At 72.8% G+C, this 17,142-nt stretch carries 14 protein-coding genes; 5 read left to right on the forward strand and 9 right to left on the reverse strand.

The genetic code is table 11. The annotated features are described in order from the left end of the window. Window positions 1-68 precede the first annotated feature (68 nt). Window positions 69-1,007 (forward strand): hypothetical protein, encoded by a 939-nt coding sequence (locus BLV01_RS18705; RefSeq protein ID WP_091803370.1) that lies wholly within the window; start codon window positions 69-71, stop codon window positions 1,005-1,007. Here the strand turns inward: BLV01_RS18705 and BLV01_RS18710 are convergent. Next, a complete protein-coding gene (locus BLV01_RS18710) occupies window positions 962-3,685 on the reverse strand; it encodes a serine/threonine-protein kinase (protein WP_091803373.1) in 2,724 nt (907 codons plus the stop codon). The genes BLV01_RS18705 and BLV01_RS18710 overlap by 46 nt on opposite strands. A 10-nt stretch (window positions 3,686-3,695) precedes the next feature. Next, window positions 3,696-4,292 carry an ECF-type sigma factor gene (locus BLV01_RS18715; protein WP_091803376.1) on the reverse strand — a complete coding sequence of 199 codons (597 nt, stop codon included), beginning with the start codon at window positions 4,290-4,292 and terminating at the stop codon, window positions 3,696-3,698. 294 nt (window positions 4,293-4,586) lie between these two features. Between BLV01_RS18715 and BLV01_RS18720 the strand changes: the two genes are divergently transcribed. The 3 genes from BLV01_RS18720 to BLV01_RS18730 are packed head-to-tail and all read left to right on the forward strand — an operon-like array spanning window position 4,587 to window position 7,268. Further along, a complete protein-coding gene (locus BLV01_RS18720) occupies window positions 4,587-5,207 on the forward strand; it encodes a ParB-like protein (RefSeq protein ID WP_091803379.1) in 621 nt (206 codons plus the stop codon). Beyond that, entirely contained in the window at window positions 5,204-6,847 is a 1,644-nt protein-coding gene (locus BLV01_RS18725; RefSeq protein ID WP_091803380.1) for a SulP family inorganic anion transporter, read from the forward strand. Before BLV01_RS18720 ends, BLV01_RS18725 begins: the two co-directional genes overlap by 4 nt. A 16-nt stretch (window positions 6,848-6,863) precedes the next feature. Then, window positions 6,864-7,268, forward strand: coding sequence for a hypothetical protein (locus tag BLV01_RS18730; protein WP_091803383.1), 405 nt, complete (start codon window positions 6,864-6,866; stop codon window positions 7,266-7,268). A 69-nt stretch (window positions 7,269-7,337) separates the two neighbouring features. On the opposite strand, the gene pabB is transcribed toward BLV01_RS18730, so the two are convergent. From pabB to BLV01_RS18745, 3 genes are all read right to left on the reverse strand, one after another. Further along, a complete protein-coding gene (pabB, locus tag BLV01_RS18735) occupies window positions 7,338-9,500 on the reverse strand; it encodes an aminodeoxychorismate synthase component I (protein ID WP_091803386.1) in 2,163 nt (720 codons plus the stop codon). Between the two features lie 155 nt (window positions 9,501-9,655). Next, on the reverse strand, window positions 9,656-10,411 hold the full coding sequence (locus BLV01_RS18740) for a 4'-phosphopantetheinyl transferase family protein (RefSeq protein ID WP_091803389.1): 756 nt from the start codon (window positions 10,409-10,411) through the stop codon (window positions 9,656-9,658). Between the two features lie 285 nt (window positions 10,412-10,696). Further along, window positions 10,697-12,337, reverse strand: a complete 1,641-nt coding sequence (locus tag BLV01_RS18745) for a M4 family metallopeptidase (protein ID WP_091803392.1) — start codon at window positions 12,335-12,337, stop codon at window positions 10,697-10,699. Between the two features lie 397 nt (window positions 12,338-12,734). Between BLV01_RS18745 and BLV01_RS18750 the strand changes: the two genes are divergently transcribed. Then, window positions 12,735-13,988, forward strand: coding sequence for a serine hydrolase domain-containing protein (locus BLV01_RS18750; protein WP_091803395.1), 1,254 nt, complete (start codon window positions 12,735-12,737; stop codon window positions 13,986-13,988). 179 nt (window positions 13,989-14,167) lie between these two features. On the opposite strand, the gene BLV01_RS18755 is transcribed toward BLV01_RS18750, so the two are convergent. Genes BLV01_RS18755 through BLV01_RS18770 form a run of 4 tightly spaced genes read right to left on the reverse strand, consistent with a single transcriptional unit; the run spans window position 14,168 to window position 17,136 of the window. Further along, window positions 14,168-15,355, reverse strand: a complete 1,188-nt coding sequence (locus BLV01_RS18755; RefSeq protein ID WP_091803398.1) for a glutathionylspermidine synthase family protein — start codon at window positions 15,353-15,355, stop codon at window positions 14,168-14,170. A 21-nt stretch (window positions 15,356-15,376) separates the two neighbouring features. Continuing rightward, the gene (locus tag BLV01_RS18760; protein WP_091803401.1) at window positions 15,377-16,012 is read right to left on the reverse strand and encodes a DUF1190 domain-containing protein; all 636 of its coding nucleotides are present in this window, start codon (window positions 16,010-16,012) and stop codon (window positions 15,377-15,379) included. Window positions 16,013-16,020: 8 nt separating this feature from the next. Further along, window positions 16,021-16,428, reverse strand: coding sequence for a DUF350 domain-containing protein (locus BLV01_RS18765; protein ID WP_091803405.1), 408 nt, complete (start codon window positions 16,426-16,428; stop codon window positions 16,021-16,023). A gap of 45 nt (window positions 16,429-16,473) precedes the next feature. After that, complete coding sequence (locus tag BLV01_RS18770) at window positions 16,474-17,136, reverse strand: DUF2491 family protein (protein WP_091803408.1); 663 nt, start codon at window positions 17,134-17,136, stop codon at window positions 16,474-16,476. Window positions 17,137-17,142: the final 6 nt, after the last annotated feature.

Below are 17,142 nucleotides of genomic sequence, written 5' to 3' on the forward strand. Positions count from 1 at the left end.
GCCGATTGCGAGTATCCCTGCGCGACCACGCTCACGCCGCGGGCGCTGCCCACCAAGGAGATCGAGTCATGCGCGCATTGCCTTTCCTGACCCTGGGCCTGCTGCTCGCCGCCGGGCCGGCGCTGGCCGGCGGCGGCAACGATTTTTGCGACAGCCTGGGCACGATCGGCAGCGGCGCCGATCCGCAACCGCCTCCCACCGGCAGCGGCGACGGTCCTCATGGCGGCCGATGCCAAGTGGACATGGTGGTCGCGCCGACGACGCTTTCGGCGCCGGCCGGCGAACCCAGGACGCCGTATTGGGCGCTGCGCGATCTGCCGTTCACGCCGGCCAATCTGGCGGTGCTCAGCAGGATGCGCGATTGGCCGCGGCTTCCGTTCTGCCTGGAATTCGTATCGCTGCGGCCGCCGTACACGATCCCGCCTGCGCCGGGCGGCGGCGCCACGACTTCGTCGGCGCGCTCCGGGGCGATGTCCGGGGCGATCTACGGCCCGGCCTCCGGACCGATCGCCGTTCCCGCCGGTCCCGCTGTCGATTCGACGTTCCTGGAATGGTCGTTCGAACCCGAGGGCTCCGGCGACCAGCGCCTGCTGACCTTGACCCTGGTGTGGCTCGTGGAACGCTATGAACTGCAGCTGCGCGCCGACTGGGTGCGGCCGCGGCGACCAAACTGGTCGTACGCCGACGCACCGTCGCTCCCGGCCCAGGCGCCGATCGCCACCGTCACCTTCCCGTTGCGCGACAGCGGCCGTTTCACGCCCAAGCGCATCACCTTGAATCACGACAGCCGGCATGTGTATGTCGCCGTGGGCGACGGCCCGAACGAGACGGTCGCGTTCGATCTGCCGGCGGACGGCTGGCATCCGGTCAGACTGCGCAACGGCCTGGTCCACGGTTCGGAACTCAGCACCGGGATGGGCATGAAGATGACCTGGCCGACGCTGGTGCCGGAAACGCTCAATCAGGATGCGCCCGCCGGCGGCGCTCCCGGCAACGCCGCGCGCTGAGTCGTCGCGGCCGCCGCATGCCGCTGCGCGCAATCCTCCACGCGCCGGCGCTTGGGATGCTGCGGATCGAGTTCTGCGCTCACCGTGGCCCGGGCTTCGGCGAACGCGCGCGCCTGCGCGGCGTTCCACGGCGCAGGCGCCAGGCACGCGTCCTCGGCGCGCGCCAGCGCCAGGTTGAGGGTCTGGCCGGGAAGTTCGCCGAACCGGCGCAGCGCCGGGGCCAGGGCCGCGCGCGCCGCGTCAATGCGGCCCAGATCGTGCAGGTCCATCGCCCAGCCGAGCCGGTACATCGCCAGATTCAGGTGCGTCGGCGTGGCCGCGGCGGCGATCTCCACCGCGCGGCGCAGGTGCGGTTCGGCGCCGCGCGCGTCGCCCATGAACAGATGGCGCATCGTGCCCAGGTTGAATTCCGAGCGCGCCACGTCCGGATGATCCGGGCCGAGCAGGTCGCGCCGCACCGTCAGCGCGCGCTGGAACCAGGCCATCGCGGCGGCCGGATCGCCGCGGCCCTGGGCGATGGTGCCGAGTTGGTTGAACACCGAAGCGGTTTCTTCGTGGCGCTCGCCATAGACCTTCAGCACGATGCCCAGCGCCCGCCGCGAGAGCTGCTCGGCCTGGACGAAATCGCCGGCGTCGCGGCGCTGGCGCGCCTGCGAGGCCAGCGCCTTTGCCAGCGCCGGATCGTCGTCGCGGCCGTCGCTGCGCGGCGCCGGCAGTTGCGCCAGCAATTGCGCCGCGCGCCGCTCCTGCCCGGCGGCCAGCAGCGCGCTGGCCCAGCCGCGCCGCACCTGGGCGCTGCGCGGATCGTCGGCGCCATAGCGGCGGCGGTGCGCGGCGTCGGCGCGCTGCCACTGCGCCAGCGCCTGCTGCAGCCGTCCCTGCGCCTGCGATAGCTGCGCGCGCAGGCGCAACAGGGTCAGCGCTTCGTCTTGCGCCTGCGCCGGCAGGCGCCGCTGGGCCTGGTCGAGGAAACGCCCGGCCGCGGCGTAGTCGGCGCGCGCCAGCGCCACCTGCGCGTTCTGGCGGTAGCTCTGGCGCAGCAGCATCGGGTCGGGTTGCGGCAGGCGCAGGCGCAGTTCCAGCGCTTCGGCGGCGTGGCGCTGGGCGGCGGAGACCTCGCCGAGGTTGAGTTCGACTTCGGCGATCGCCGCGGCCAGCGCGGCGCGGGTGTCGGGATCGCGGATCTGCTGCAGCCGCTGCGCCGCGCGCTGCAGCAGTTCGCGCGCGCCGGGGTCGCGGCCGCGCGCCTGCAGCGGGTCGGAGGCGCGGAACAGGTCGACCATGAACGCGGTGACGCGTTCGGCCTGGTGCCGGCGCGCCTCGGCGCGGTCGCGCGCCTGCGCCAGCTCGCGCGACTGCAGCGCGGTGTGGACCACAAAACCCAGGGCCAGCGCGACCGCCAGCGCCGCCAGCGCCAGCGGCACGCGCTGGCGGCGCGCGAACTTGCCCAGCCGGTACCAGCGTTCGCCGCCGCGCGCGGCGACCGGCCGCGATCGCAGCGCCGCGCGCAGGTCCTCGGCCAGACGTTCGACGCTGGCGTAGCGTTGCTCGGGTTCCTTGCGCAGGCAGCGCGCCAGGATCGCGTCGAGGTCGCCGTGCAACTGCCGCCGCAGCGCCCGCGCCGACGCCGCGCCGCGCGCCTGGGCGATGGCGCGCGCGCGCGCCGGCTCGCGCTGCTCCAGCGCGGCCAGGCGCCGGCTCGGCAGCATCGGCAGTTCGTGCGCGATCGCCTGGGCCAGTTCGGCGGCGCCGCGGCCGTCGGTGGCGATCGGCAGCTGCCCGCACAGCAGTTCGTACAGCAGCACGCCGAGCGCGTAGACGTCGGTGGCGACGCTGGTCGGCGCGCCCAGCGCCTGCTCCGGCGCGGCGCTGGCCGGCGAGAAGAACGCCTGCGCGTCCACCGTCGCCGCGCCGTCGGCGCCGGGCGCCAGCGCCTTGGCGATGCCGAAGTCGAGCAGGCGCGCGCGGCCTTCGCCGTCGACCAGCACGTTGCCGGACTTGAGGTCGCGGTGCAGCACCAGCCGGCGGTGGGCGTAGTCCACCGCCGCCAGCGCCTGCAGCGCCAGTTCGATGCGCGCGCGCAGCGGCAGCCGGCGGCGGTCGCACCAGGCCAGGATCGGTTCGCCGTCGACGTACTCCATGGCGAAGTACGGCTGCCCCGACGGCAGTTCGCCGACGTCGATCAGGCGCGCGATGTTGGGATGTTCCAGGCTCGCCAGCAGTTCGCGCTCGCGCCGCAGCCGCCGCTGCACCTGCGGCGCCCACAGCGGCGAGGCGGCGAGCTTGAGCGCGACGCGCTGCTCCAGCCCTTCGACCGCGCGCCGCGCCAGGTACACCCGGCCCATGCCGCCGGCGCCGAGTTCGCGCTCGATCACGAACGGCCCGGCGCGCTCGCCCGCGGCGAGCCGGCCGTGGTCGTCGTCGCTCCACAGCCGCGCATCGCCCAGCAGCTGCACGCCGCCGCGCCAGGGCAAGGCGTCGCCGGCGGCGCCGGCGTCCTCGGCTTCCATCGCCTCGTGCGCGGCCAGCAGCCGCGCCAGCGCCTGGCGCAGCGCGGCCGGGTCGGGATGCGCGGCGCAGGCCTGTTCGAGCAAGGCCGCGCGCGCCGGCGCCGGCAGTTCCAGCGCGCGTGAGAAGACCTCGGCGGCCTGCGCCCACAACCCGGTCGACGTGGCCACGGCGGGCGCCTCAGCCCGGGGCTGCGGACAGCTGGTCGTGCAGCCAGGCGCGGGCGAACTGCCAGTCGCGCTTGGCGGTCGGCAGCGATACGCCAATGGTCTGCGCGGTTTCCTCGATGGTGAGCCCGCCGAAGTAGCGCAGCTCTACCCCGCGCGCGGCGCGGGCGTTGATGCGCTGCAGCCGCTCCAGCAGGCGGTCCAGGTCGAGCGCGTCGACCAGGTCGGCGGCCGGCGCGACCAGTTCCTCGCCGGCCTGCAGGGTCACCCGGATCAGGTCGCCGCCGCGCTTGAGCGCGGAACGCTCGCGCAGGTGGTCGACCAGCAGGCGCCGGATCGCGTGCGCGGCGATGGCGTAGAAATGGGCGCGGTTCTGGAACGGCACCTCGCGCTGCTGGGCCAATTCGAAATAGGCGTCGTTGGCCAGCTCGGTCGCGCGCAGGGTCACCTGGCCGCTGCGCGCCAGCCGCTGCCGCGCCAGCCGCCGCAGCACCGGGTAGATGCGCTCCAGCAACTGCGCTTCGGCCTGCCGGTCGCCGTCGCGCCAATCCTGCAACAGGTGCGTGATGTCGGGCGGGCCGAGGTCGGACGGCGGATCGGCGGCGGTCATGGCGGGGGCGACGCCCGGAGGGGTGGAGTGAGCATAGCGCCTCGCCGTTGCGGCGAGCCACGCGCGCGGCACGCCGGTTGCGCGCGCGCTGCGCCGACGCGGCCGCGCATCGATCGGGCGCGAACCGGGTACGAACCGGGCAGGCGCAGATGCCGGACCCGGCGCGCCGGCCGGGCGCCGGCGCACCTGGGTCCGGGCGCGGCCGGGCCCGCCGCCGCGCTTACCCAACCGCGGGCTTGCCGGTAACGTAGACGCCGAGGCCGGCCCGCGCCGGCGCGACCGCGGAACCCGCCCATGCCCCCGCACGGCCTGCGTCATCCGATCCTCGCCGTGGCCCCGCAGCGGCTGCGTCCCACCCAGGTCACCGTCGGCCGCCGCGAGGTCGCCGACAAGCGCGCGCAGTGGCATGCGCTGGGGCGCAAGAAGCGCGCGGCGCTGATCGCCTCGCACTGGTTCCCCGGCGTGCTCGGGCCGGCGGGCGAGGTCTACATCGTCGATCACCACCACTTCGGCCTGGCCATGCTCGAAGAAGCGGTCGAGCAGGTGCCGGTGATCGTGCAGCGCGATTTCTCCTGGCTCGATGCGGACACGTTCTGGCGGACCATGGAGTTCAACCGCTGGGCCCACCCCTACGACGAACGCGGCGCGCGCACGGCGTACGCGGCGATTCCCGCCGGGCTGGCGCAGCTGCGCGACGATCCCTACCGCAGCCTGGCCGCGCGCGTGCGCGAGGCCGGCGGCTGCGCCAAGGACGCCACCCCGTACGCCGAGTTCCTGTGGGCCGACTTCCTGCGCGCGCGGATCGCGCCCAAGGCCGCGGCCAAGGCCGGCGCGCGCACGCTCGAACGCGCGCTGGCGCTGGCGCACAGCCGCGAGGCCGGCTACCTGCCGGGCTGGAGCGGCCCGATCGGATGAGCGCGCCCGCCTCCGCCGCCGCGGCGGGCGGCCGCCGCGCCGACATCGTCGCCGGGCTGGCCATCGCCGGCCTGCTGCTGCCCGAGGCGGTGGCCTATTCCAGCCTCGCCGGGCTGCCGGCGCAGACCGGCGTGTTCGCCCTGTTCGCCGGCCTGCTGTGCTACGGGCTGATCGGGCGCAGCCGCTACGCCATCGTCTCGGCGACCTCGTCCTCGGCGGCGGTGCTGGCCGCGGCGACCCTGGCCGCGGCCGGTCCCGACCCGCTGGCGCGCGCGGCCCTCGCCGGTTTCCTGACCCTGGCCACCGGCGCCTGCTTCCTCGCCGCCGCGGCCGCGCGCCTGGGCGGGCTGTCGCAGATGATCGCGCGGCCGGTGCTGCGCGGCTTCACCTTCGGCCTGGCCTGGGTGATCGTGCTCAAGCAGTTGCCGGCGCTGCTGGGCGTGCACGCGCGCGCCTCCGAATTCCTGCCGCTGCTGCTGGAACTGCCGCAGCGCTGGCGCGAATGGCAGCCGGCCAGCTTCGCCGCCGGCGCGCTGGCGCTGCTGGCGTTGAAGTTCGGCGAACGCTTTCCGCGGATCCCGGCGAGCCTGATCGCGATCGCGCTGGGCGTGGCCGCCGCGCCATGGCTGGCTGCGCACGGCGTCGCCCTGATCGGCGCCATCGCGCTGAGCCCGCAGCTCGCCGCGCCGGGCTGGCCCGACAACGGGCAATGGCTGACCTGCCTGGAACTGGCGCTGGCGCTGACTTTGGTGCTGTACGCCGAGTCCTACACCGCGATCCGCGCCTACGCGCTCAAGCACGGCGATCCGGTCGAGGCCAATCGCGACCTGTTCGCGCTCGGCGTGGCCAATGTCGTGTCCGGCCTGCTGCACGGCCTGCCGGTCGGCGCCGGTTACTCGGCGACCTCGGCCAACGAAGCCGCCGGCGCGCGCTCGCGCCTGGCCGGGCTGGTCGCGGCGCTGACGGTGTTGGCGCTGGTCGGCTTCGCCCTGGCCTGGATCGAGCGCATCCCGCAGCCGGTGCTGGCGGCGATCGTGATCCACGCGGTGAGCAAGTCGCTGCGGCCGGCGACGTTCGCGCCGTACCTGCGCTGGCACCGCGACCGCCTGGTCGCCTTCGCCGCGGTCGCCACGGTGCTGACGCTGGGCATCCTCGACGGCCTGCTCGCGGCCATCGCCTTCAGCCTGCTGATGCTGCTGCGCCGGCTCTCGCGCCCGCGCCTGAGCGTGCTCGGACGGCTGCCCGGCAGCCACGACTTCGTCGACACCGCCCTGCACCCGCAAGCCGCGCCGGTGCCCGGCGTGCTGGTGCTGCGGCCCGAGCAACCGCTGTTCTTCGCCAACGCCGAACCGATCCTGGCGCTGGCGCGGCAGCAAGTGCAAACCCACCCCGACGCGCGCCGGCTGGTGCTGAGCCTGGAGATCTCGCCGGACTTGGACAGCACCGCGCTGGAAGCGCTGAGCGACTTCGACGCGTGGCTGCGCGCGCGCGGCGTGGCGCTGGCGCTGGCCCGGCTCAAGGACGGCGTGCGCGCGCTGCTCGAACGCGTGCAGTTGCCGGGGCAGACGGCGTCGGCGCTGGATTACTGGAGCGTGGACGATGCGGTCAATGCGGGGATCGCGGCGGAGTCGCGGACGTGAGCGGCGGTCTGTCCGCATGACCGCGGCACGTGCGCTGCGGCTCGGCCTGGGCTCGTTGCTGTTGCTGGCGGTCGCCGCGGCCGCGTTCGTCGCAACCAACTGGACCGGCGGCGAACTGGCCGCCGCGCTGGGCCTGCCGCCGGGCGGCATCGCGCGCCTGGGTTGGGACTTGGCGTGGACTGTCGCTGCCGCAGCGCTGGCGTTGTGGATCGTCGCGCGCTGGGCGCCGGTGGCGGCGCGGGCGCAGGCGGCTCTGGCGTGGCTGGCGCTCGCGACGATGGCGGTGTGGGCGGTGGCGAACCTGGGCGGGGAGTTTCCGCTGTGGTTCGATGCGGGGCTGTTGGCGGCGCTGCCGGTGCTGGGGTTTGGGGCGTGGCGGTGGGCGGGCGCATCGCGTCTGTACCAAGAGCGTCGGGCCTGAAAGCCCTCCCACAGGGGCCTCGGTCCTTGCACGCCCTTCCACAGAGCGTCGGGCCGGACGGCGCTCGGCTCAGCCGCCGCGCACCCTCCAGCGATCGCCCCTCACATCCGCCTCGAACCGCGCGCCGCCGCTCAGGTAATCCCACAACGGCCGCAGCACCGCCTCGGCCTTCAGCAGCATCTCCTGGAACTCCGACTCCGCGTCCGACAGCCAGGTGATCGCGCCGCCGGCGCCGAACGACAGCTCGCTGCCGTCGAAGGCCAGGGTGCGGATGCCGATGTTGAGGTCGGCCACGCGGCCGTAGCCGAGGTAGCCGATCGAACCGCAGTACACCCCGCGCGCGCCGCGTTCGAGCCGGTCGATGATCGCCAACGTGCGGCGCTTGGGCGCGCCGCTGATCGAGCCGCCGGGGAAGCTCGCATGCAGCAGGTCGATCAGGTCGCAGTGCGGGCGCAGTTGCGCTTCGACCGTGCTGACCAGTTGGTGCACGGTGCGGTAGCTCTCGATCGCCGCCAGCGCCGGCACGCCGACCGAGCCGCGTTCGGCGACGCGGTTGAGGTCGTTGCGCATCAGGTCGACGATCATCAGGTTCTCGGCGCGGTCCTTGTCCGAGCCGGCCAGGCGTTGCGCGTACTGCGCGTCCAGCGCCGGGTCGTGCGAGCGGCGGATGGTGCCCTTGATCGGCTTGGCCTGGATGCGGCCGGCGCCGTCCACGCGCAGGAAGCGCTCGGGCGAGGTGCTCAGCACGCAGTGCGCGCCGCTGCGCAGGAACGCGCCGAACGGCGCGGCGTTGCCGCGGCGCAGATGCCGGTACAGCGCCAGCGGATCCAGCGGCGCGCGCAGGCGGAAGCGGTTGGTCAGGCAGACCTGGTAGGACTCGCCTTCGAAGATCGCGCGCCGGCATTCGCCGATCGCGGCGAGGTAGTCGTCGTGGCCGAGGTCCATCGCCACGTCCAGCTTGGGCAACGCCGGCGGCGCGCACGGCGGCGGCGCGGGCGGCAGCGAGCGCAGGCGCGCGGCGGTTCGTTCCAGCCAGCGCTGCGCGTCGGCGGCGCCGTGTTCGTCGGCGACCGCCACCGCCCAGGCGCGGCCGCTGGCGTGGTCGAAGGCGAGGAAGCGCCGCGCCTGCATCCACACCGCGTCGGGCGCTTCGGCGCAGTGGCCGCGTTCGCCGTCGAACAGGGCCTTGGCTTCGTAGCCGAAGTAGCCGACGTAGCCGCCGCGGAACTCGAACGGCAGCGGTTCGGCGGGGCCGGCGACCGCCTGCGCCAGTTCCGCGCGCAGCCTCGCCAGCAAAGCCTGCCCGGCCGACAACGCGGCATCGTCGTCGCCGAGGCGGTAAGCGAGCACCTGCGCCGGATCGGCGTCGCCCATGAACGAGCACGCCGCGTCCCCGCCGACCTGGCTGTCGAGCCAGAACGCGTGCGGCGACTGCGCATAGCACTGCGCGAACACGCTCTCGGCGTCGGGCGCGGGTTCCAGCGCGCGCGCCCAGGCGCGCAGCGCGGCCGGCGTCGCCGGTGCGATGTGAGCGACGGGAACGTCGGAAGCGACGGGTTCGATCCGCTCGACCGTTGCGGCCGCGGCTACCGGCTCCGCCGGCGCGCTTGCCGCGGCGCGTTCGCGCCAGCCCAGCGCGACGCCGCCGCGATGCCGGTGCGCGAGGTCGCGGAAGTTGCCGATCATCGCCAGGCCGTGCTCGGTCAGCACCGATTCGGGATGGAACTGCACGCCCCACTGCGGCCGCCGGCGATGGCGCAGCGCCATGATCACGCCGTCGTAGCTGTGCGCGCTGGCCTCCAGTTCGGGCGGCAGCGGCGCGGCGGCGATCAGCGAGTGATAGCGAATCGCGACCAGGTCCTGCGGCAGGCCGGCGAACAGGTCGCGGCCGTCGTGGCGCAGGCGCGCGGGCCGACCGTGCACCGGCTCGGGCGCATGCGCGATGCGGCCGCCGTGGGCGTGGGCGATGGCCTGGAATCCCAGGCACACCCCGAGCAACGGCAGCGCCGAGCGTTCGATCGCCGGGCGCGACAGGCCCAGGTCGGCGGCGTGGGCGGCGCTGCCGGGACCGGGCGAAACCACGATGCAGTCGTAGCGCGCATCGGCGCGCAGTGCGTCCCACTGCGCCGCATCGTTGCGCAGCACGGTCGGCGCCTGGCCGAACGCGCGGCCGATCAGGTCGGCGAGGTTCCAGGTGAAGGAGTCGTAGTTGTCGATCAACAGGCAACGCATGATCGGCCTATTGTCGTACAAAGCCGCGCGGACGCGACGCTGCGGCGCGAGCGGGCGGGCGCGGCCGCGCCGGCGGCGGCGCACGCGGAACCGCCGGGCGGGCGTCGATACGTTCGTTCGAAGCGGTGCTGCGGGCACCGCGCCCGCGCCGCCGATCAGCGTTCGCGCGGCAGCCAGACCAGGCTCAGCACGCCGCCGTCGGCGTCGAAGCGGTAGTGCGCGGCGAAGCTCTGGCCGCGGCACACGCCGGGGGCGAGGTCCTCGGCGCAGGCGAAGTCCAGCCGCTGCGGCCCGACCCGAACCAGCCGCATCGCCTCGAACCCGAACAAGCGCCGCACCTGCGGGAACAGCGCCTTGTACAGGCTTTCCTTGGCCGAGAACGTCGCCGCCAGGCCGGCGGCCGGATCGGCGAAGCCGTCCGCGATCCGCGCCTGCTCGTCGGCGTCGACGACCAGGCCGCGGATCTCCGCCGCGCGCACCGCATCGAGCGGGCGCTCGATGTCCACGCCCAGGCCGAGGGTGTCGGCGTCGCTCGCGGCCAGGCACAGCGCGCGGTCGCCGGCGTGGGTGATCGAGGCGGCCACGCCGGGCGGCCACAGCGGCTCGCGGTCGCGGCCGATAGCGACCGTCGCCGGCGCCGCGCCGAGCCGGTCCAGCGCGCGGCGCGCGCACACGCGCCCGGCCAGGAACTCGCTGCGGCGCTTGGGCACGGCGCGGTCGAGTTGCGGCGGCAGTTCGACGCCGTAGCGCGCGAACAGGCCGTCGCGGTAGGCGCCCAGGTCGAAACGGCAGGCGTGGCCGGCGAAGCGGCGGCCGAAGGCCTCGATCTCGATGTCGCCGGCTTCGCGCAGGAAGGCCTGCCCGGGATGGGGCGATGCGGAATCGGCGGCGGCCGGCGCGTCGGCGGTCATGGGCGCGAGGAGCGGGAACGGGCGGTCAGGATCGCACAAGCCGTTCGCGCGGGGCTTGGGTTGCGATGCGTTTGGTGCGGTTCGTTATGCCGCGTCGGATCGCAAGGCGTCGGGGCTGAAGCCCCTCCCACAAAAGCCGCTACGTGCCAGGGCCTTCTGTGGGAGGGGCTTCAGCCCCGACGCCTTCGTTCCAGCGCGCGACCAACCTGCGCAAGCCCCGCGCCGCGCCCGAAAACGAACGGCCCGCACGCGGCGGGCCGTTCGCTGCATCGCAGGGTGGGTCGATCAGTTGACGTTGGCGCCGCTCCACGCCCGCGCCACCGCCGCGTGCTCGGGCGAGCCCGCGCCGTACAGCTCCGCCGCCGCCTGCAGGGTCAGGGTGCGCGCCTGCGGGTAGGTGGTGTTGCTGGTGAACTTGGTGGTCAGCGCGCGGTAGAAGATCTTGCCCGCCTTGTCGCGGCCGATGCCGGCGATCGCGGTGTCGCCGTTGCACACCAGCTGCGCCGAGGTCAGCCCGGAACCGGCCGGGACCACGGCGCCTTCGGCCAGCAGGTAGAAGAAGCGGTTGCCGACGCCGGAGGTGTAGTGCGGATCGTGGATGCCGCCGGCCGCCAGGTTCGGATCGAAGCCGCCGGCCGGGTAGCAGTTGAACGACTTGCCGTCGGCGGCCTGGTTGTACATGTCGCGCAAGGCCTTGCCCGCCTCGGTGCGCACCATCTCGCCGATGCGGTAGTCGCCCGGATCGTTGGCGTTGTTGGCATAGAACTCGACCAGGGTGCCGAAGATGTCCGAGGCCGATTCGTTGAGCCCGCCGGCGTCGCCCGAGTACGCCAGGGCGGCGGTCTTGGCGGTCACGCCGTGGGTCATCTCGTGGCCGGCCACGTCGATGCCCACCACCGGCTTGAAGCCGCGGGCGGCGTCGCCGTCGCCGTAGAACATGGTGTTGGTCAGCGCGACATAGGCCGCGTTGGCGCCGGTGATCGCGCCGGTGGAGGTCTTGAAGGTGGTGTGGGCGTAGCTCTTGATGCCCTTGCCGTCGCCGGACAGGCCGGTGCGGCTGTGCACGTTCTTGTAGTAGTCCCAGGTCACGCCGACGCCGTAGTGGATGTCGACGCCGACGCTGTTGCGGTCGCTGGTGCTGTTGTTGCCCCAGACGTTGTCGGTGTCGGTCAGCACCGGGCCGTTGAGGAACAGGATGCTGAACAAGTCGGACACCGTCTTGCCCTGCGCGTCGTGGACCGCGCCGTTGCCGCGGGTGGTGTCGATCAGGTCGAACTTGCTCGCGCTCTTCTGGTCGGTGGCGATGCTCAGGTCGCCGTAGTACAGCGACTTGCCGGTGCCGACGGCGGCCGCGGTCTGGACCAGGTCCTGCACGTCGAGCACCTTGCCGCTGGCGGCGTCGACGTAGTACTTGACCAGGCCCGAGTGGGCGTCGGTCTGGGCGCCGGACAGGATCACCTCGTACGCCAGCACCGGCGCCGCGCCGCGCGCGTACACCACCGCCTGGTTGGAATAGACCTTGTCAACGCGGCCGTGGAAGCGCGAGCCGGCTTCGACCGCGGCGTCGTCCTTGCTCAGGCGCGCCTTGCCGGTCGGACGCAGCGCGCTGCGCAGGGTCAGCGACGCGGCGGCGAAGCGGCCGCGCGCGCTGGTCGCAACGACGTCGCCGCCGATCACCGGCATGCCGCGCCAGTGGCGGTCGAAACGGACGTGTTCGACGCCGTCGCGGTCGACCACCGCATCGCGCGCCTCGAACACGTCTTCGCTGTCGGCCTTCAGCGCGCTGCGGTTGGCCGAGAGCAAGCCTTGCGCCTGCTGCACCGCCAGCGCGCGCGCGGCCGGCGGCGCGGCGTGCGCGGCCGGCACGGCGGCGGCGATGGCCAGGACCAGGGCGATGCGCTTGGGTACGTTGAAATTCGATGTCATCCGTGTTTCCCCTCATCAAGTGATGCAAGCGCCGGTACGGCCGGCGAACCGCGACGGCGTGGGCGGCCGTCGCGATCATCTTGGGTCGGCGCGAACGCGCCGGCTGCGATGCCGCAACCCCGATCGCAGCCCGAATTGCGGAAGCGCTTCGCAGTTTTCGCATTCGTCATATGACGCTAAATCGTTCATCGTTCGCCTGCATCGGAAAACTGCGACGCAGGCACCGTGCGGTTTCTCGGGTAACCAATTCGCTTCGCCGTCGCGTCGTGTGGCGGCGATGCATTCAATGGGCACAAAGCCGGTGCAATGCGATGGTGCGCTTCGCGATGCTGCGCATGCCTGGCGTTCGCTGACGCGCCGTGGTGTATGGTCGCGGCTTTCCCAACTAAGTCCGCACATGCGCCTGCCCGCTCTGAAATCGCTCCTGCTGCTGGCCGCGTTGCTGGCGCCCGCGGCCGATGCGCGCGACGCCGCGACGCCCACCGGCACCCGCATCGCCGCGCAACGGCTGGCGCGCATCGACGCCGCGCTGCAGCGCTACGTCGACGACGGCCGCATCGCCGGCGCGGTCGCGCTGGTGCTGCAGGACGGACGGCCGGTGTACCAGCGCGCGTTCGGCTGGAGCGACAAGGAGGCCGGCCGGCGCATGCGCGAGGACACCGTCTTCCGCATCGCTTCGCAGACCAAGGCGCTGACCAGCGCCGCGATCCTGATGCTGGCCGAGGAAGGACGGCTGAGCCTGGACGAACCGGTCGCGCGCACCATTCCCGCCTTCGCCAAGACCACCGTCGCCGTCGCCGGCAGCGAACCGGTCGCGGCCGGCCGCCGCATCACCGTGCGCGACCTGCTGACCCACACCGCCGGCATTTCCTACGGCACCGACGCGGCGGTCCGCGACGCCTACCGCGCCCAGGGCCTGGGCCCGGCCGCCGGCTACGGCTGGTACACCGCCGACAAGGACGAAGCCACCTGCGCGACGATGGAGCGGCTGGCGACGCTGCCGTTCGTGGCCCAGCCCGGCGAGCGCTGGGTCTACGGCTACAACACCGACATCCTCGGCTGCGTGGTCGAGCGCGCCTCGGGCGTGGCGCTGGACGAATTCATCCGCACCCGCATCGCCGCACCGCTGGGCCTGCGCGATACCCAGTTCTTCCTGCCGCCGGCACAGCGCGAACGGCTCGCCGCGGTGTACGCCAGCGGCGACGACGGCCGCGCCGCGCGCGCGCCCGACGGCGCCCGCGGCCAGGGCCATTACATCGACGGCCCGCGCCGCAACTTCGCCGGCGGCGCCGGGCTGCTGTCGACCGCGCGCGACTACGCGCGTTTCCTGGAAGCGATCCGCCGCGGCGGCGAACTCGACGGCGTGCGCATCCTCTCGCCGCGCAGCGTGCGGCTGATGCGCAGCGACCAGTCCGGCGCGCTGTATCCCGACGAAGGCAAGGGTTTCGGCTACGGGTTCGAAGTCACCGAACGCTACGGCGCGAACGGGCTCGACGGCGAGGGCGCATACGGCTGGGCCGGCGCGTACGGCACGCTGTACCGCGTGGACCCGCAAGCGCGGCTGGTGATGGTGCTGATGATCCAGCAACTGCCCAACCGCACCGATATCCAATCGGTGTTCCCGACCCTGGTGTACCAGGCGTTGGAGTGAGGGTCGTGGCAGGGGCTGGCGCGGCGACCTGAAACCAGAGCGTCGGGCCTGAAGGCCCTCCCACAGAAGCCGCGGCGACCCGCCTGCAGCTGTTGTGGGGGCTTCAGCCCCGATGCTTTTCGACCCGGCGCGGCGCGACGATCCGGAACACAGTCATCGGACCGAAGCCCCCGCGCGCTTCAGTCCTCGACGATCGCGTGCGGCAAGAAGCGCGAGGTGTCCTGGGTGATCGGGCCTTCGTCCTCGCGGATGCCCATGCCGGCGGCCTGGTCGGCGACGACCCAGCTGCCGATCAAGGGGTAGTTCGCCTCGCCGTCGGCGCCGTCGAAGCGCGGCAACGGGTGCAAGGCTTGGCGGATGGTCGGGCCGTCTTCGTAGGGGCCGTCGCTGCGCAGGCGCTCGCCGTCCAGGCCGACCAGTTCGATGTTGGCGCCTTCGCGCGAGAACAGCGGCTTGCGCACCCAGCCCGGCGCCAGTTCGCCGGCGTCGGCGTCTTCGAAGTGCGCTTCCAGCAGGTTGGGGTGGCCGGGGTGGCGCTCCCACAGCAGCGGCAGCACGCCCTTGTTGCTGAGGATCGCCTTCCACGCCGGCTCGATCAGCTGCACGCGCGAGCCGGCCAGCTTGGGGCCGTACTCCTCGACGAACATCCACTCCAGCGGATACAGCTTGAACAAGGTGCGGATGACCCGGTCCTCGCCGTCGGTGAAATAGCCCTCGCGGCTCAGGCCGATGCCTTCGATGCTCAGCTCCAGCGTGTCCACGCCGGCCTGTTCGGCGCAGTCGCGCAGGTACCGCACCGTGCCTTGGTCCTCGGGCGAATCCTCGACCGCGGCGAAGTGCACCGGCGTGGCGATGCGCTTGTCGCGGGCGAGCGCGCCGAAGGTCTCGATCAGCAGTTCCTGGATGCGGTTGTACTGGTCGCTGCCCTCGCCGAGCGCGCCGCGGGCGATGCTCTGCTCCAGCCACAGCCACTGGAAGTACGCCGCTTCATACAGCGAGGTCGGCGTGTCGTAGTTGAGCTCGTAGAGCTTGGCCGGGCCGCGGCCGTCGTAGGCCAGGTCCATGCGTCCGTACAGGTGCGGCTCGCCGCGGCGCCAGGAGTCGGCGATCCAGTCCCAGTACTCGCGCGGGATCGCCAGCCGTTCCAGCAACCGCTCCGAACCGACGACCTCGTCGACCAGGGCCATCGCCATGTCGTGAAGCTCTTGGGTCGGCTGCTCGATCTCGTCCTCGATCTGGCGCAGGCCGAACGCGTAGTACGCGCGCTCGTCCCAGTACGGCGCGCCGTCGATGGTGTGGAAGCGGAAGCCGAGCGATTCGGCCTGTTCGCGCCAGTCCGGGCGTTCGGGTACGACGATGCGTTTCATGCGCGCTCGATTGTCTGCGGATCAGCCGCCGCGGCCGAAGCTGCGGCTGCTGCTGGAACTGCTGCTGCTGCGGCCAAAGCCGCCGCGCGCCGCGGCGCTGGAGCCGAAGCCCGCGCGCGAGACGGTGACCGCGCGCGCCGGCAGCGCGGTGTCGCCGGCCTTCTTGCCGTAGACGGTGCCGCTGGAGGTGCCGATCTGCTTGCCGTCGGGCTTGAGGTAGCCGCCGTTGCGGTAGTCGCGGTACAGCGGCGAGACGCCGCCGACGTGGTAGTAGCGGTTGCCGCCGCTCATCAGCTGCGAGGCCGCGTAGCCGAGCAGGAAGCCGGTCATCGGCGGGATGTAATAGGGCTGGCTGGCGTTCGCCTGCTGCCCCTGCAGCGGCGTGCAGGCGCCGAACTGCTGGTTGCACTCCTGCTCGCTCTCGAAGCGCGGGGCGACCTTCTCGTGCTCGACCACGGCCTGGCCGTAGGCCTTCTCGCACTCCTCGCGCGAGATCTCGGTCTGCACCGTGCACTCTTCGCGCGAGGTCAGGATCTTGCCGCTGGGATCGTCGTCGCAGCCGGCCAGCACCGCCGGCGCGGCCACCGCCATCAGCACCAGCTTGAGGTTGCGCGAGCGCTTGCCGCGCCGCGCGGAATCGTGGGCGTTGGTGGTCATGGCATCGCTCACGGCGTCATCGCGGCGGCGTTGATCAGGCCGACGCTGACCGACACGCCGGCGTAGAACACGCCCGCGCCGACCTGGCCGTCGGTGATCTGCTGCGACAGCTTCGGCGCGACCAGGCGCGCGATCAGGTAGGCGAACACCTGCACCACCACCGCGGCCGCGCCCCAGATCGCCGCGTCGATCAGGCTGACCGAGTTGGAGATCGCCGAGTGCAGCGGCAGCGCCAGGCCGACCAGAGTGCCGGCGAAGCCGGTCGCGGCGGCGGCGTTGCCGGCGCGGATCAGGCTCAGCTCGCGGTGCGGGGTGATCAGCGACACCGCCAGCGCGGCCAGGATCAGCACGCCGATGCCGGTGCCGGCGTAGGCGAGGAAGTTGAGGAAGCTGTGGGCGTTGATCGGTGCGTCCATGGTGGGTCCTTGCGATGAATGCGCGCGACGGCGCGCTGGGCGGCGTCAGGTGATGTCGAGGTCGGCGGTGTTGAGGTCGATGCCGAGCGCGTAGGTGACCACGAATTCGCTGGGGCCGTAGTCCTCGGCGGTGACCAGCAGGAATTCGTCGCGATCCAGCTCCGGAACCTCGCGCCGATAGAGCATCGCGTAGTGGGTCAGGTCGTCGTCGCGGCGCGGCGGGTCGTGGCGGTAGAGCACCTCGTCGTAGACCACCGGCGGGACTTTCTCGGCGACGTCGTCGCCGAACTCGCGGAACCAGGTGCGGCCGGCGTAGTCGATCGACGCCGCGCCCAGGTGCGGGCTGTCCTGGATGAAGCGCTTGAACGCGGTCTGGTTGGCCGGGTTCACGGTGTCGTGGAAGACGAAGGCCTTGATGCCCTCGACCTGGCCGTTGGCGGTGCTGACCTGCAGGTAGGCGTCTTCGTCGAGATAGAAACGGTGCAGGGCGTGGCCGCCGCGCAGGTCGATGTAGCCGTAGCAGGGAATGCCCTGGTGCCCTTCGGGCAGACGCAGGGTCCAGGCCTGCGGGTTGGCGCGGAAGGTCAGCGTGTCGAACGCGACCCGGCCGTTGATGCGCAGCCCCAGCGGCAGTTCGTGCGCGAACGGCAGCGCGGGCTTGCCCTCTTCGCGCTTCTTGCCGCCGAACAATCCATCCAACCAACCCATCGCGGT

The organism is Lysobacter sp. yr284 (genome assembly GCF_900107375.1).
In the GTDB taxonomy this organism is placed as follows: domain Bacteria; phylum Pseudomonadota; class Gammaproteobacteria; order Xanthomonadales; family Xanthomonadaceae; genus Lysobacter.